The organism is Pantoea sp. Cy-639 (assembly GCF_011752525.1).
Taxonomy (GTDB): Bacteria; Pseudomonadota; Gammaproteobacteria; order Pseudomonadales; family Pseudomonadaceae; genus Aquipseudomonas.
This window is the reverse complement of sequence record NZ_VWXI01000001.1, coordinates 1-14,296: the sequence shown is the minus strand read 5'-3', so window position 1 is coordinate 14,296 and position 14,296 is coordinate 1. Positions and strand designations below refer to the sequence as shown.

Annotated in this window: 15 protein-coding genes and 1 pseudogene; 7 read left to right on the top strand and 9 right to left on the bottom strand. The window is 59.8% G+C overall.

The genetic code is table 11. The features are described from left to right. Nucleotide 1 precedes the first annotated feature (1 nt). Nucleotides 2-895: a LysR substrate-binding domain-containing protein gene (locus F3J43_RS00080; protein ID WP_166882789.1), complete on the top strand. Its 894-nt coding sequence runs from the start codon at nt 2-4 to the stop codon at nt 893-895. 42 nt (nt 896-937) lie between these two features. Here the strand turns inward: F3J43_RS00080 and F3J43_RS00075 are convergent, their stop codons facing one another. Together F3J43_RS00075 and F3J43_RS00070 are read right to left on the bottom strand one after the other, a co-directional pair. Beyond that, nucleotides 938-1,075, bottom strand: a complete 138-nt coding sequence (locus tag F3J43_RS00075) for a hypothetical protein (protein ID WP_166882788.1) — start codon at nt 1,073-1,075, stop codon at nt 938-940. A gap of 103 nt (nt 1,076-1,178) precedes the next feature. After that, complete coding sequence (locus F3J43_RS00070) at nt 1,179-2,405, bottom strand: MFS transporter (protein WP_166882787.1); 1,227 nt, start codon at nt 2,403-2,405, stop codon at nt 1,179-1,181. Between the two features lie 230 nt (nt 2,406-2,635). Here F3J43_RS00070 and F3J43_RS00065 point away from each other — a divergent pair, with 230 nt between their 5' ends. The 5 genes from F3J43_RS00065 (at nt 2,636) to F3J43_RS00045 (ending at nt 6,319) form a co-directional block, all read left to right on the top strand. Beyond that, the gene (locus tag F3J43_RS00065; protein ID WP_166882786.1) at nt 2,636-3,400 is read left to right on the top strand and encodes a COG4705 family protein; all 765 of its coding nucleotides are present in this window, start codon (nt 2,636-2,638) and stop codon (nt 3,398-3,400) included. 17 nt (nt 3,401-3,417) lie between these two features. Continuing rightward, nucleotides 3,418-3,837, top strand: coding sequence for a hypothetical protein (locus tag F3J43_RS00060; protein WP_166882785.1), 420 nt, complete (start codon nt 3,418-3,420; stop codon nt 3,835-3,837). 82 nt (nt 3,838-3,919) lie between these two features. Further along, nucleotides 3,920-4,585 (top strand): response regulator, encoded by a 666-nt coding sequence (locus tag F3J43_RS00055; RefSeq protein WP_166882784.1) that lies wholly within the window; start codon nt 3,920-3,922, stop codon nt 4,583-4,585. After that, entirely contained in the window at nt 4,561-5,904 is a 1,344-nt protein-coding gene (locus tag F3J43_RS00050; RefSeq protein ID WP_166882783.1) for a sensor histidine kinase, read from the top strand. Before F3J43_RS00055 ends, F3J43_RS00050 begins: the two co-directional genes overlap by 25 nt. A 154-nt stretch (nt 5,905-6,058) precedes the next feature. After that, on the top strand, nt 6,059-6,319 hold the full coding sequence (locus tag F3J43_RS00045; protein ID WP_166882782.1) for a hypothetical protein: 261 nt from the start codon (nt 6,059-6,061) through the stop codon (nt 6,317-6,319). A 38-nt stretch (nt 6,320-6,357) separates the two neighbouring features. On the opposite strand, the gene F3J43_RS00040 is transcribed toward F3J43_RS00045, so the two are convergent. The 5 genes from F3J43_RS00040 to F3J43_RS24395 all read right to left on the bottom strand — a co-directional run bounded on the left by F3J43_RS00040 (nt 6,358) and on the right by F3J43_RS24395 (nt 9,580). Then, nucleotides 6,358-7,341 (bottom strand): IS5 family transposase, encoded by a 984-nt coding sequence (locus F3J43_RS00040; protein ID WP_166882781.1) that lies wholly within the window; start codon nt 7,339-7,341, stop codon nt 6,358-6,360. 128 nt (nt 7,342-7,469) lie between these two features. Further along, complete coding sequence (locus F3J43_RS00035; protein WP_166882780.1) at nt 7,470-7,982, bottom strand: Imm15 family immunity protein; 513 nt, start codon at nt 7,980-7,982, stop codon at nt 7,470-7,472. A 216-nt stretch (nt 7,983-8,198) separates the two neighbouring features. Next, nucleotides 8,199-8,663 (bottom strand): hypothetical protein, encoded by a 465-nt coding sequence (locus F3J43_RS00030; protein ID WP_166882779.1) that lies wholly within the window; start codon nt 8,661-8,663, stop codon nt 8,199-8,201. Nucleotides 8,664-8,894: 231 nt separating this feature from the next. After that, nucleotides 8,895-9,140: a DUF7683 domain-containing protein gene (locus F3J43_RS00025; protein ID WP_166882778.1), complete on the bottom strand. Its 246-nt coding sequence runs from the start codon at nt 9,138-9,140 to the stop codon at nt 8,895-8,897. Continuing rightward, nucleotides 9,137-9,580, bottom strand: coding sequence for a colicin E3/pyocin S6 family cytotoxin (locus F3J43_RS24395; protein WP_502706592.1), 444 nt, complete (start codon nt 9,578-9,580; stop codon nt 9,137-9,139). The genes F3J43_RS00025 and F3J43_RS24395 overlap by 4 nt, the downstream gene beginning before the upstream one ends. Nucleotides 9,581-9,788: 208 nt before the next feature. On the opposite strand from F3J43_RS24395, the pseudogene F3J43_RS00015 reads away from it, so the two are divergent. Then, a pseudogene (locus F3J43_RS00015) lies at nt 9,789-9,932 on the top strand (IS5/IS1182 family transposase); the annotation flags it as partial. Nucleotides 9,933-9,936: 4 nt separating this feature from the next. Here F3J43_RS00015 and F3J43_RS00010 read toward each other — a convergent pair. Together F3J43_RS00010 and F3J43_RS00005 are read right to left on the bottom strand one after the other, a co-directional pair. Continuing rightward, nucleotides 9,937-10,404 (bottom strand): Cdi1I family immunity protein, encoded by a 468-nt coding sequence (locus F3J43_RS00010; protein WP_166882777.1) that lies wholly within the window; start codon nt 10,402-10,404, stop codon nt 9,937-9,939. Between the two features lie 6 nt (nt 10,405-10,410). Further along, on the bottom strand, nt 10,411-14,296 hold a 3,886-nt coding region (locus F3J43_RS00005), incomplete at its 5' end, for a tRNase toxin domain-containing protein (protein ID WP_166882776.1).

Below are 14,296 nucleotides of genomic sequence, written 5' to 3'. Positions count from 1 at the left end.
AATGGGCGCGGTCCTTCCATTGCTGGCCCTGCGGGCCTTTTGTGAAACCGCCCGGCTGGGCAGTCTGAAAGCCGCTGCCGAGCGCATGGGCGTCACACCGGGGGCTACCAGTCAGCAGATTCGCCAGTTGGAGGATCGCCTGGGTGTGGTCCTGTTGACCCGTGGCCGACATGGCGTGCAGCTCACCGAGGCGGGCGCGAGCCTGTATCCCGGCCTCTCGCGTGGCTTTGGCCATATCGAAAGCGCGCTGCTCGACCTTGAAACCCTGACCCGCGCCAGCACCTTGACCCTGAGCACCCAGCCCTCGTTCGCTTCCAGCTGGCTGGTGCCACGGCTGGCGCGCTTCAGCGCGTTGCATCCAGGTATCGAGGTGCGGGTACAGGCGACGGCGGAGCTGGTCGACCTGCACCGTGAACCGGTCGATATCGCCCTGCGTCATGGCCTGGGCGATTATCCCGGGCTCGAGTCGATAGCGTTGCTGGCACCGGTCCTGCTGCCGGTGGCCAGCCCCGGGCTGCTCGCGAGCGGCCCAGCGCTGCGCCAGCCGGCCGATTGCCTGGATTACCCGCTGTTGCAGGATGCCGACCGTGCCGACTGGACGTTGTGGTTGCAGGCCCATGGCGCCGAGCCCGATGGCCGCAGCCGCCGGGGGCCGAGCTTCGACGAAGACCTGCTGCTGCTGCGCGCGGCACTCGGCGGCCAGGGCATCGCCCTGGTCGAGTCGCAACTGGCAGAAGACGACCTGCGCAGCGGGCGCCTGGTGACGGCGGGGGACTGGGCCTGGCCGTCGCGTTTCGCCTACTACCTGGTGGCCCGCAAGCAGAGCCTGCAGCGCCCTCAGGTGCGGGCGTTCGTCGAGTGGATCGAAGGGGAGATCGACCTAGAAGGGGCATGAGCGTGGGCGGGACCTGGTGGCAGGCCCGCCCCGCGTCGGATCTCAGCGCGGCAGCACGATCGGTACGAAGATTGCCGTTGGCGGTGCCGGCGGCTTCATCATCCCTTCGCTTTTCACCACCTGGACGCCACGTTGCAGGATGGCCATGGCAAGCGACAGGCCGGCGAAAATTCTACGCACGGAAAACATCTGGGGAGGTGGTCCGGGCCTGCGAGAGGCCCGGTAGCCGGTGTCAGGGTAACGGCAGTGAAGGCGCAATGCCGTCACTGTTTGCGGCAGCGCATCAGGAAGGTTGCGCCGCCAGGCTGTTGCTGACGTTGCGCCCCAGCACCAGCACCGTGACAAAGCCACAGCCCACCAGCGCCGTGGCCAGGCTGAACAGCACTGCGCTGCCCATCTGGTCGACGATCTGCCCGCCGAAGAACGAGCCCAGGGCGATGATCACCTGGAACATGGCGACGAACAGTGGCATGCCCCGTTCGACATCCTTGGGCGCCACCACGAACATCCAGATGCTCGAGCAGGCCGGGAAGGCGCCGAAGGCGAAGCCCCACAGCGCGATCAGCATCGCGGCGCCAGTCAGGTCGGTGGCGAAGTAGGGGAACAACGCCGTGCCGGCGCCGATCATCAGCGCCACCAGCATCAGGGTGTGACGCACACTCTGGTTGGCGGCGAACCCGGCGAAGAGGTTGCCCACGACCCCAGCCACGCCATACAGCAGTAGCAACGAGCCGATGGTCGGTCCGTCGAAGCTGGCATTGTGCTTGAAGAACGGCGCGACGTAGGTGTAGGCGGCAAAGTGCGCCAGGCCGATCAGCAGCACCGCGATCAGGCCGACCCGGGCCTTCGGGTTGATGAACAGCGCCGGCAGGTCGCTGATGCGAATGGCCTTGTCCGGGGTCAGCCGCGGCAACAAGAACACCTGGGCCAGCAGCACGGGCACGCCCAGCAGGGCTGTGACCAGGAAGGTCGTGCGCCAGCCCATCAGTCCGCTCAGCCAGGTGCCCACGGGCACGCCCAGCACGGTGGCCAGGGTCACCCCGACCATGATGATCGAGGTGGCCTGGGCCACGCTCACGCCCTTGGGCGCCAGGCGCCCGCTGAGGGCGATGGCGGTGGCCCAGAAACCGCCGATGCTGATGCCGAGCAGTACCCGGCCGAACAGCAGCAGGCTGAAATCGCTGGCATAGGCCACGACCAGGTTGGCGACGATCATGATCAGGGTCAGGCCGGTCAACAGGTAGCGCCGGTCCAGGGCGCCGATGCCCACGGACAGCAGCGGCGCGGCGAGGGCGGCCATGATCCCGGGCAGGGTGACCATCAGGCCGGCGTGACCGGCGCTGATACCCAGGTCGCTGGCGACATCGTTGAGCACGCCCACCGGGAGGAACTCGCTGGTGACCAGGGCGAAGGCGCCCACGGCCACCGAGAGGATCGCCAGCCATTGCTGGACGACGCTTTGCTGGTTGTGTTCGGGGCGGCCGCGAGGGGCCTGGCTGGGGGTTGGCATGGCGTGGGGTTCCAAGACGGATGTCGCCTGTGGCAGGCGAGGGGGGAGGAGGTGGTTTGGCGGCGATTATAGGGGGCGCCTCGGCTCGTCCGACAGCCGGGCCCTTCGATAGTCATCATCAGCCGGATCGATGGAAAGCGCCTCGGACATCCGCGTGCAGGGCTCAGGCTCACCTAAGTTTGTCTGCGTATCGTCGCCCCACGTACTGCGACCACGAGGAGGCGAGCACGATGAACACTTCCAGCACCCGCTGGCTCAACAAGGTCCCGGAGGTGACGCTGTCCTTCTGGATCATCAAGATCATGTCCACGACCGTCGGCGAGACCTTTGCCGATTTCCTGGCGGTGGATGTCGGTTGGGGCCTGGGCATCACCAGCGTGGTGATGGCCCTGCTGCTGGGCGGCGCGCTGACCCTGCAGATGCGCCGGCGCGACTGCGAGCCCTGGATCTACTGGCTGAGCGTGGTCCTGGTGAGCATCCTCGGCACCCAGATCACCGACATTCTTACCGATGTCCTGGACATCAGCCTGTATACCAGCACAGCGTGCTTCTCGTTGCTGCTGATCATCAATTTCGTGGCCTGGTATGCCCTGGAGCGCAACCTGTCGATCCGCCAGATCGTGACCCCGCGCCGCGAGCTGTTCTACTGGACCACCGTGTTGTGCACCTTCGCCCTCGGCACCGCCGGTGGCGACCTGGCCACCGAGGCGCTGGGGCTTGGCTTCGGCATCGGCACGGTGATCTTCGGCGTGCTGCTCGCCGGTTGCCTGGTGGCCTGGCGGCTGGGGGGCAACAGCGTGCTGATCTTCTGGATCGCCTACATCCTGACCCGTCCGCTTGGCGCGTCGCTGGGCGACCTGCTCACGCAATCGCGCGACTACGGCGGGCTCGGAATGGGCGCCACCTGGACCAGCGCGATCTTCCTCTGCGTCATTTTCCTGCTGGTCGGCATTGCCCAGATCGGTGCCGTCCAGTCCAAGCGACTTGCCCCTTGAATACGAGGTATACCCATATGTCGAATCGCAAACTGTTGTGTGTCCTGGCGCTCACTGGCCTGGCGGCTGTGCTTGGCGCCACCCAAGGCTGCTCCAAGACGGACGAGCCGCAGGCGTCCGGCTCCGCGCTCCACGCCCCCAGCAAGCTGGGCGACCTGAGTGCCTTCCGGACCATCGCCCAGGATGTCGCGACCAAGGTCGACGCCCAGGACCTGCCAGGCGCCAAGGCTCGCATCAAGGACCTGGAGAAAACCTGGGACGATGCGGAGGCAGGCATCAAGCCGCGCGCCGCCAGTGATTGGCACCTGTTGGACAAGGCCATCGACCACGCCCTCGATGCGCTGCGTGCCAGCCAGCCGCAGCAGGCCGATTGCAAGGCCGCGATGCAGGCCCTGCTGGGCGTGTTCGATACCTTGCAGGGCCCGCGCCAGGGCTGAGCCGGGCAGGGAACGACGGGCTTTCGCGCCAGCGCCGCGCGGGCTATCGTTCCCTGCGTCCACTCTCGTTCAGGAACAAGCAATGCGAGTACTGTTGGTCGAGGATGACGCCATGATCGCGCAAGCGCTGCAGGCGTCGCTGATATCTGCCGGCTACGCCGTCGACTGGGTGGCCGACGGCCTGGCGGCCGAGTCGGCGCTGCGCGGCCAGGAGTATGACCAGGTCCTGCTCGACCTTGGCCTGCCCGGACAGGACGGCCTGCAACTGTTGCAACGCCTGCGCGCGGCCGATAACCCTGTGCCGCTGCTCATCATCACCGCCCGGCCTGGGCTGGATGACCGCCTGCGGGGGCTGGACGGTGGCGCCGATGATTTCTTGCAAAAACCCTTCGAGATGGCCGAGCTTTTGGCCAGGATGCGTGCCGTCATGCGCCGCAAGGGTGGACGCGCCGCGCCCGAACTCGGCAACGGCATCGTCACCCTGGACCCGGTCTCGAAATGTGCGCGCCTCATCGATCAGCAGGCCGTGCAGCTTTCCAGTCGCGAGTTCGCCTTGTTGCAGGCCTTGCTGGTGCGGCCCGGGGCGATCCTGTCGCGGGCCGAACTCGAGGACAGGCTCTACGGCTGGGGCAACGAAGTCGAGAGCAATGCCGTGGAGTTTCTCATCCACGCCGTGCGGCGCAAGCTGGGCAAGGACGTGATCCGCAATGTCAGGGGGCTGGGATGGATGGTCGCCAAAGGTTCCTGAAGCACTCGCTGCAACTGCGTCTGTCATTGGCGTTGTCGCTTGCGATTCTGCTGGTTGCGACCCTGGCGGGGGTGTTCAGCTATGTCTCGGCCTACGATGAAGCACTGGAGCTCCAGGACCGCAGCTTGCGGCAGGTCGCGGCGTTGTACATGCGACAGGGCATCACCTTCCACTATGGGGCCAGCCAGGCCACCGCCGCGGGTGATGACGAAGAGACCCGGATCGTCATCCAGCGCCTGGCCGACGGTGCCCAGGCCAGCCATGGCGATGACAGCCAGCTGCCGCTGCCGATTCCGGCGTCGGTCAGCGATGGCCTGTCGACCGTGGTGGTGGGGAACGAGCCGTTCCGTGTCCTGGTGGAGCAGGATGCAGCCGGGACGCGCTTCGTCGTCGCCCAGGAAATCGACAGCCGCAACCGCGAAGCCCGCAGCAGCGCCTGGCGCGCGTTGTTGCCGTTCGCCATCCTGTTTCCCATCCTGTTGCTGGTGGTCGCCGACCTGATCCGCAAGTTGTTCAGGCCCGTTGCGTTGCTGGCTGCCATGCTCGACAGTCGAGAAGACCAGGACCTGCGCCCGATCGACGACCAGGCGTTGGCCAGCGAAATCCGCCCCTTCGTGCATGCCATCAATCGCCTGCTCGAGCGTGTCGCCCGCACACTCGAGGGGCAGAAGCGCTTTGTCGCCGACGCGGCCCATGAACTGCGTACGCCCTTGACGGCGTTGTCCCTGCAGGCTGAGGGGTTTGAGTCCGAAGCGCTGTCTGTCCGTGCCCAGGCGCAATGGCTGCAATTGCGCCGTGGGATCAGCCGGAGCCGCAAGCTGGTCGAGCAACTGCTGGCACTGGCCGGTGCCCAGCTTGGCGCGCCGCCCACCGGCACGGTCTCGGTGCATGGGATGTGTCGGTTGGTGCTGGAAGACCTGATGCCGCTGGTGGAGCAGAAGCAGCTCGACATCGGCGTCGAGGGCGCGGACATGGAGCTGCTCATTCGCGAAGTCGACTTGCGCGCGGTGATCAAGAACCTTGTCGAGAATGCCATTCGCCATGCCCCGGAGGGTGGGGTTGTGCTGGTGCAGACCGGCGCGACTGCCGGTGTGGCGCACCTGAGCGTTCGGGACAATGGGCCGGGGATCGCCCCGCAGGAGTGGGAGCGCGTGTTCGATCCATTCTATCGCGGGCAGGAGAACGGGCAGGAGGGGGCCGGGCTTGGGCTGTCCATCGTGCGGAACATTGTTCAACGTACCGGGGGGACGATAGACGTGGGGTTTGCCGATCCGCTCAGGCAACAGGGGTGGATGGTTCGGCTGGGGTGGCCGCAGTGATGCTGTGGAAGGGATTGGTTGACCACTACAATCTTCAGTCGCCATCCCAGCCGAACAGGGTGAAGCCACAACCAAGTTCACGTTGACGCTTGACCCGTTGCAGTTGGTTCCTGCCGGTCCCTGCATCGGGGCGGTCCCAGAAGTGCGCTACCGAATGCTTGTGCAGGCGCAGGCCAAGGGCGTCGTAGCTGCTGTCACTTTGGTGGGGTGTCGTTCTAACTGGCCAGTAGCTCGAAAATTATCTAAACGAAAAACGGTCTACCAAATATTCAAACTTGAACTATGCAGTTACAACCTCTTTGCTGGTTTATTTTTATACAGCAGCCTGTCGCTTGAGGGATTCTCCGAACAAGTTACCCACCAGCCGGAAATGGACGGCTTGGAGATGCCGAAAATCCCGATTTTCAGCCGCTGATTATTGGAAAACCAAGGCATAGCCTTGGTTTTCTGCCCTCATGGGCGCATCTCTCCCGCAGCAGGCAATAATTGCCGGCGCACCATCCACAGATTCGATAGCGCGAACAGTGTGGTCAATTGCGCCGTATTCTTGGCCAGGCCGCGGAAGCGGGTCTTCACATAACCGAACTGACGCTTGATCACCCGAAACGGATGTTCGACCTTCGCACGTACCTGGGCTTTGGCCTTCTCGATCTTGCGCCTGGCCTTGTACAGCGCACTGCGTTTGCTCAAATGCTTGTAGGTGCTGCGTCGCGCAGCGATCTGCCAGATCACTTGCCGACCGTCGTGCTCAGGCCGTTTCTCTACGCCGGTGTAACCGGCATCAGCACAGACAACGTTCTCGCCACCGTGCAACAGATGGGTAACTTCCGTCACATCAGCCACGTTGGCGGCGGTGCCATGGACATGATGTACCAAGCCCGATTCTGCGTCGGCTCCGATATGCGCTTTCATGCCGAAGAAGTACTGGTTGCCTTTCTTCGTCTGGTGCATTTCAGGATCGCGTTTGCCTTCCTTGTTTTTGGTCGAACTGGGTGCGTGGATGATTGTGGCATCGACGATGGTGCCCTGGCGCAACGACAGGCCCTTGTCTTGCAGGTAATTGTTGATGGTTTCCAAAATGCCCGCCGCCAACTGATGCTTCTCCAGCAGGTGCCGGAAGTTCATGATCGTCGTGTCTTCGGGGATCGGAGCGCTGAGCGTCAGACGAGCAAACTGGCGCATCGAAGTAATCTCGTACAGCGACTCTTCCATGGCTGGATCGCTCAACGAGAACCAGTTCTGTAGCAGGTGAATGCGCAGCATGGTTTCCAATGGATACGGCTTGCGGCCACCACCAGCCTTGGGGTAGTGAGGCTCGATCAACGCCATCAACCCGCTCCACGGCACCACCAGTTTCATCTCGGCCAGGGAACGCTCGCGACGGTTTTTCTTGCGCTTACCGGCGTACTCGAAATCGGAAAAGCTCATTTGACTCATGGAATGGCGGGCTTGTAGAGGGCAGTTGGACGGAGGGCTATTTCAGCACGGGTCAGATGGCCTGTGCTGACTTGATCGGAAATGCTTAAGTCAAGAGGTGTCGAACGAGTCGAGCGCTTCGAACCACATTATCTGTGTCGCGGAATAGCGTATATTCGTATTAGTTCTTCATTGCAGGCCTTATCGAAGAATCTACTCTCAAGAAAAATAAAGCTTTCAACAAGGCCGCAGGATGTAAATATTTTTTTGACTCTGTTCATTTCATCGGAGTCTTCTTTGGGCTGGTTGTTTATTAACCACTGGCGAAGGGTGTTGCTGGCATCGCTCGGGTATACGAAAATTCTGGGGACTAATATCAAGCCGTGGCGGTCGTCAAATTGTGTAAACGTAATTGCGGTTAGCTCGATTTTTTTCTGATTATTCCTAGCGAGCGCATGTAAGGTGTTAAGCAGGAAAAAAGCGAGCCCTAAAAGGAAGTCTGATATGTTGTCTTCCTTTAGGGTCTTCTTTATTTTTTTTATCCTGCTGTCGCGTGAAATAACTGGAAACTCTTCGAAATTTTCGAAATTAAAAAGCAACTCATTGAGGTCGTTGTATGACTCATTTTCTATGATTTTTTTATATATTTTTAGCAGGTTCATTTGCTTATTTTTAGTCGTGACTGTTTAGCTATTCAATTTTTTCCTGCTGAAGGTGACGTCGCCTTTATTTTTGTCGTGAATGGTCCTGTCCTGATTGTAGCCAGAACCACATTTGTAGTGTGCATGCCATTGACTATTTGGTACTGAAATCTCAGGCTCGTCAATCATGCAATACATAAACTGCGGGTCGGCAGGTGTCGCCCCTATTAATTCTACCTATGCTGAGTCCCGATCAAGATTCAATCCTAGTGCTTTACATTGTTTGGCCAAGGTTTCTCTAAGGTCATGCATGAACTTTATATAATTTGACTCGCTTATATCTAATAGGGAGGGGTTTTCTTCCCTCCAAAGTTTGATTGCCATGCTCTCGTGATTGTTAATTCTTACAAATCCTGCAAAGTCGCCGTCAAAACTTTCTACTCCAATTGGTAAGTAGGAGTTTCTTGTATTTGCCTCGGCTTCTTCTATTTTTTCTTTCAGGTTGCTGGTTGTTGATTGTATTGGCTTGTTAATTTTTGCTCGGTTAAATAAGTCCTTGATTGCGACATCTAGAGCGCCGGCGAGCATTAGTTGGTCATAGTCACCGACTGTTACATCACCGAGGATTAAACAGCACTGCGTAAAGTAAGAGCTTCCATCATCGGATTTGAATGTGTTAATCCTGGCCTTTAGTTTAACCATTTTTCTTTATTCCGCATGTGCAATCTTTTTTCATTTCTGCAAATCTCCGCTCAACCTCTGGAGGTGGTTTTATTCCTTGGTTTTGAACCGGATCTCCGTCCCAGTGAACCTTTTCATCATCACTGTTGCAAAATCGTTGGATAACGCCTTCCTCGTCCATGGCCTACCAATGAAGCCCATCTTTGTCAGGGGCGCCTTTTTACAGATATCTTTCACATTTTTTGGAGTTATTTAAGTGCGGTAGGCAGACAAAAAATAAAGGTGCTCGTCAGTATTCAAGTCTTCCGCGATGAACTGGCGGATTGATTTTGCGATCGCTGCGCTTATTTCGTACTCGTCATACATAGGGTTGTCGCTTGGGATATTGAATGTTTTTTGCAGCCAGTCTAGCTCTGGAGTAGTGATAAAATGAATGTCGCATATGTGTTTTTCGTCATTCATGTTGAATTTCGAGATGTATCTTGTAAGGTTTTTCATGGTTCGACTCTCCTTGTTGGGTCAGCAGGTTTTATCTGGCCACCTGTTTCGGGATCAAACGCTCCAAGATGTTGGCCGCGCTTATTATACTTCTCCACTTCTGCATGTTGTGAATCCCATTCGCAGAGGCAGCCATCAGGTAGTTTCCAGCGCTTTCTCAAGCCGCCACCACCTCTAACCGGGGTTTTTGACTTTGCATGTGCTGCACCTGGGAATCCGGGTAAGATTTTCGGCGCGGGTGTATAGTCCGAAAGACCCAGGGGGTCGACTCGGTCTATTGGGTTTATTGCATAGGCAAAGAAATTTAAGCCGCCCGAGTAGCTAATTGGATCATGACTAATAAATCTCCCTGCATCCGGATCGTAGTACCGATGCCGATTGTAGTGCAGCCCCGTCTCATGATCGTGGTATTGACCCTGGAAGCGAATTGGGTTGCCCAGGCCCTGCTGCTTGGCCCAGTCCGAGCGCTCCTCACGGACTTCGCCCCGCGCCTTGTACTGCCCGGCCCAGGCGGTATCGCCTTGCTCATCGGCCGCTTAGTCGGGGCCGGCCCCGGCCATGGGTTTCGATGAAGAGATCGGAGACCACATCCCAGGCCTCGTCCGTGAGTTCGTAGCGCCTTGCCATCACAGAGTTCCTTTCCGTTGAATCATCGAGCGCATGTTTGGCTGGCTGAAAGAGAACCGCCGGATCGTGACTCGCTTCGACAAGCTCGCGAAAAGTTATGCCGCCATGGTCCCGCTGGCTTGCTCCATGCGGTGTTTGCGACATCTCTTTTCGTACAGAGCCTAGCCTTTCAGCCCAAAGGCCCTAAAGTATTGCCAGTAAAATATCTAGTATCAATATCCGCTGCAGGTTCAAGTCCGCCGTAGAACTCCTTTATATGAAATTTCTTTGATAGTTCATCGGTATACCTCTGCATGGCAAACATTATGCGGCCAATGTCAAGCGGCGGGGTATCATTGAAAGATAGTTCAATATCCACTTCGTCTTTATGTTTAATGACTCTCAAGAAAACTAGAGGAAGGCGTATGCTTCTTGAAACATTAAACTCATGTAAATGCGCCATTAGGCACGCATCTCCCTCGTGGGCAAGAAACGCATCAACCAATTTCTTGTTGACTCCCGCCGAAACGATTCCTCCAAATTTTTCAGAAACAGCTAAGCCAGAGAGGGTTTGAGATCCCATCTCTATGCACTCCAGTAATGCATGCAAGTCGCTTTTTGCAACTTGCTGAAGAACAATCTCATAGAGCTCAGACATAAGTGCTCAATCAATAAATCCTTTGAAAGTTCCGTTCATATTCAGCCGGACACCGCGACCATCAGGCAGTCGCTTCTCTATGAAGTTAAGCCCTTTGTCGGTTGTAATCTGCTTGAACTCCCCTGGAGCCCGTGCAATTTCCCGCAAGTGCTTCATAGCCTGACCGTTCCAGGTAGCCATTGATCCTGTAGTTTTACCCCAGATATCTGGGTTTCTACCGGCATGTTTAGATAGTCCGTGACCGATTACCGTGCTGCCCTTGTAAGGCGCTTGGGCAGACTCAAGCACCGTTTTAACTTCCCCGAAAGACGCAGGTTTTTTTGCGCAAGCGCAAAGGCCTAATGGGTCTACCCAAGCTACAGGGTTTTTCGCATACGAATAGAGATTTAGGCCCCCTGCATAACTAATTGGGTCCTGATTTATGAAACTTCCGATCTTTGGATTATAGTACCGATGGCGGTTGTAGTGCAGCCCAGTCTCATGATCGTGGTACTGCCCCTGGAAACGGATCGGGTTGTTCAGGCCGTGCTGTTTGGCCCATGCCGAGCGCTCCTCGCGGGCTTCACCCCAGGCTTTGTACTGCCCGGCCCAAGCGACATTGCCCTGCTCATCGGTCAATTCCATCGGCGTGCCGAGGTGGTCGCAGTGGTACCAGGCAATCGCCTCGAATGCCTGTGGTTTCACCTCGGTGTGCCACAACGGGTCCTGATCGAAGTCGTACTCGCGCTGGCTCCAGTCTGGTTGCTTGTGCAGCCGGATCGGACTTTTGCGCAGGGCCTGGGCAACCGGCACGAAGCTGCCCGGTTCATACAGGTAGTGCACGGTGCGACCGGTATCACTATCGTCACGCGGAGGTGAACTCTCCCAGGCCAGGGTGTCGCCGTCCCAACCAAACAGGGTGAAGCCGCAGCCGAGTTCGCGTTGCCGCTTGGCCCGTTGCAGTTGGTTCCAGCCAGTGCCCGCTTCGGGGCGGTCCCAGAAGTGCGCTACCGAATGCTTGTGTAGGCGTCGGCCCAGGGCGTCGTAGCTGTAGTCGACCTTGAGCTTATCGTCGTTGTAGCTGGCCAGCCGGTCGAACAGGTCCCAGGTGAAGTGCGCGTGGGCACCGTTGTGCAGGCGGTGGATCAAATTGCCGCGTTCGTCGTAGCGGTAATGAGTACCCGCGTACTCGCGCAGCAGGTTGTCCATCAACTTGTTGCGGCGCGGATCGGCTTCCAGCGGTCGGTTCAGCTCCTGGGTCTTCTGATCGAGCAGGTTACCAGCCGGGTCGAAGGCGAAGGTTTCCACGCCGAGGCGGCTGGTGGCCTTGAGCAGGTGGCCCACCGGATCGTACTGGTACTCCAGCGCCCCGCGACGGCTGTCGTGGATGTTGGTCAGCTGCCCCGCCGCGTCATAACGGTACTGACGCTTGAGCAGCGTGGACTGGCTGTCATGGCTGCCCAACAACTGCTCCTGCAAACGCCCGGTCGGGTCCCAGGCCTGGGTCTGCATCAGCTGATTGCCCTGATGGCGCACGATTTCGCGGTGCAGGTCATCTCGCTCGTAGGCCAGCATCTCGTGTTGGTCGAGGGTCATGCCGAGCAGGTGGCCACTGCCATAGGTCAACCAGCTGACCTTGTGGCCGTCCGGGCGGATGGTGGCGGTGCGCTGGTTGAGCGCGTCGTACTCGTGCTGCCATACCGCGACCATCGGCGTGCCGGTGGCCAGGTAATGCTGGTGCTCGCGGGTCAGGTTGCCAGCGTCGTCAAAGAACCATTGCAGCTTGCTGGCGGCGTTGACCGCCTGGATCAACTGGCCGTTGCCGTCGTAGGCGAAGGTTTCGCTCTGGCTCTGGTTGCCCAGGCGGGCCGTGCGCTCACTCAAGCGGCCCATCGGGTCGAAGGTCAGCTCGATCCGGCGTTGGCCAACCTGGGTGCTCGCCAACCGACCGCTGTACGGGTCGTACTGGTAACGGGTGACCAGGCCATCGAAACCGGTTTCTTGCAGTAGCCGACCGACCGGGTCGTAGAGGAAGGTGGCTTTGCTGGTGTTTTCGTTTTCCAGTCCGATCAAGCGGCCGAGCTTGTCCCAGCGGTAGCGCAGGGTGTGCTCGTTGGCGTCGATGCGTTCGGCGAGCATGCCAGCGGCGGTATAGGTCCAGGTGGTACAGCGATCAAGCGCATCGACATGCGCCAGCAGGCGACCTTCGGCATCGTAGTTGAAGCGTTCCTCGGTCTTGTCCGGGTGGGTGACCTTGGCCAGCTGACCGGCCTGGTACTCATAGGCGGTCGTGTTACCCGCCGCGTCGGCGAATTTGGTCAGTTGGCCGAAGGCGTTGTACACCCAACTGCTGGTCTTGCCGGAACAGTCGGTGTATTCGAGCAACTGCCCGGCGTCGTTGTAGGCGAGTGTCTTCTCGTTGCCCAGCGCGTCCTTGATCGCCTTGACCAGCCCGGCTGGGGTGTAGGCGAACTCGGTCTTGTTCCCCAACGGATCGACGCTCTCGACCAGGTTGCCGCGCTCGTCATAGTCGCGTAGCCACAAGCCCCCCTCGGCATCGCGCAGCTTGATCGGCTGGTCGTGATCGTCGTAGGCGTAATGCACCGTGCTGTGGTCGGCACGGATGTGCTGCCGCAGGTTGCTGCGTTCATCGTAGGTGTAGCGGTCCTGGCTGCCGTCGGGGTGGACGTGGCGGATGACGTTCTGGCGTTCATCGCGGAACAGCCACTCCTCGCGGCCGTCGGGGTGGATCAGGCGGTAGGTGTAGCCCAGGGCGTCGTAGTAGTGCCAGGTTTCCTGGCCGTGGGCGTCGGTGACGTAGGTCAGGCGGATGTTCGGGTCCCAGGCCAGGCGGGTCTCGAAGCTGCCGTCGTCGGCCCATTCGTGGATGGCTTTGGCGTGCGGGCCGCTACCGTCCCAGCGCAGGTTGATGCCACGGTCGGTGCGGTCGGTGTAGCGGGTGACCAGGTGATGCTGGTAGGCATAACGCCAGGCGGCGCCGTGCTCGTCCTGGGCGGCGATCAGGTCGCCGTGGCTGTCGTAGTGGTAACCGCACAGCTGCCGCAGCGGCGTGCCATCGACCACCTGCCACAGGCCCTGGATATGCCCATGGTCGTCGAGCAAGGTGCCCAGTTGCAGGTGGAGTTTTTCGGGGTCGTTGTCGGAATAGGTGTTGATGTCCGACAGCACCGGGCGACCGTTGAATTGGTGCTCGTAGTGCAGCATTGCCCCGGCGCCACTGCGCAGCTGGATATGCGTCAGGTAGAAGCGGTCGCCCTGGCGGGCATAGGTTTCGCGGCGGTCCAGGCCACGCAGCAACACCAGTTGCTGCTCGGCGGTGCGTACCAGGCTGAGGTACTCGATCGGGTCGTAGTGCGGCTTGCCGACCTTGGGCAGCGGGTAGTCGTGGCTGCGGCCGTCGCTGTCGTGGAGCACCACGCCTTTTTCCACGACATCGATGCAGGTGGTGAACTCGGTGATCCAGCGGGCGCCGAGGCTGCCGTCATCCAGCTTGGCCAGCCGCGAGTTGTACACCCGCGTCCAGTTGACCGGGAACGGCCCGGACAGCGCGAAATCCTGATGGGCCAGCGTCTCGTCGCCGAGCGCATGGCCGATGCTGAAGCCGGTGCAGGCGCACGGGCCGTTCTTCTGCGGCTTGGGCGCCTTGCGCGGACGTACCTGGCGGCTGACCACCTCGGTCGGTCCTTCCGCGTGGACATGCCGGGCCTGCTGGGTGGCGCCGACGCGGATGTTGGTGGCCACGGCGGCGCGGCGCGGGTGCCTGAGCACGGTCTCGAGCAGGCGGGTCAGCAGCCAGGCGATGCTGTTTTCCATACCCGCGCTGCCCAGGGCCTGCAGGCGCTGGGGCACGACCTTGGCCAGGTCCTCGAGGGTGCGGATCAGTGGCCCGAGC

What these genes read in the sequence shown, in the direction of transcription:
- F3J43_RS00080 (WP_166882789.1), top strand. Translation starts at nt 2, where the DNA reads ATGGGCGCGGTCCTTCCATTGCTGGCCCTGCGGGCCTTTTGTGAAACC.
- F3J43_RS00035 (WP_166882780.1), bottom strand. Translation starts at nt 7,982, where the DNA reads ATGAACCTGCTAAAAATATATAAAAAAATCATAGAAAATGAGTCATAC.
- F3J43_RS00050 (WP_166882783.1), top strand. Translation starts at nt 4,561, where the DNA reads ATGGATGGTCGCCAAAGGTTCCTGAAGCACTCGCTGCAACTGCGTCTG.
- F3J43_RS00025 (WP_166882778.1), bottom strand. Translation starts at nt 9,140, where the DNA reads ATGAAAAACCTTACAAGATACATCTCGAAATTCAACATGAATGACGAA.
- F3J43_RS00070 (WP_166882787.1), bottom strand. Translation starts at nt 2,405, where the DNA reads ATGCCAACCCCCAGCCAGGCCCCTCGCGGCCGCCCCGAACACAACCAG.
- F3J43_RS00060 (WP_166882785.1), top strand. Translation starts at nt 3,418, where the DNA reads ATGTCGAATCGCAAACTGTTGTGTGTCCTGGCGCTCACTGGCCTGGCG.
- F3J43_RS00040 (WP_166882781.1), bottom strand. Translation starts at nt 7,341, where the DNA reads ATGAGTCAAATGAGCTTTTCCGATTTCGAGTACGCCGGTAAGCGCAAG.
- F3J43_RS00045 (WP_166882782.1), top strand. Translation starts at nt 6,059, where the DNA reads ATGCTTGTGCAGGCGCAGGCCAAGGGCGTCGTAGCTGCTGTCACTTTG.
- F3J43_RS00030 (WP_166882779.1), bottom strand. Translation starts at nt 8,663, where the DNA reads ATGGTTAAACTAAAGGCCAGGATTAACACATTCAAATCCGATGATGGA.
- F3J43_RS00010 (WP_166882777.1), bottom strand. Translation starts at nt 10,404, where the DNA reads ATGTCTGAGCTCTATGAGATTGTTCTTCAGCAAGTTGCAAAAAGCGAC.
- F3J43_RS00065 (WP_166882786.1), top strand. Translation starts at nt 2,636, where the DNA reads ATGAACACTTCCAGCACCCGCTGGCTCAACAAGGTCCCGGAGGTGACG.
- F3J43_RS00055 (WP_166882784.1), top strand. Translation starts at nt 3,920, where the DNA reads ATGCGAGTACTGTTGGTCGAGGATGACGCCATGATCGCGCAAGCGCTG.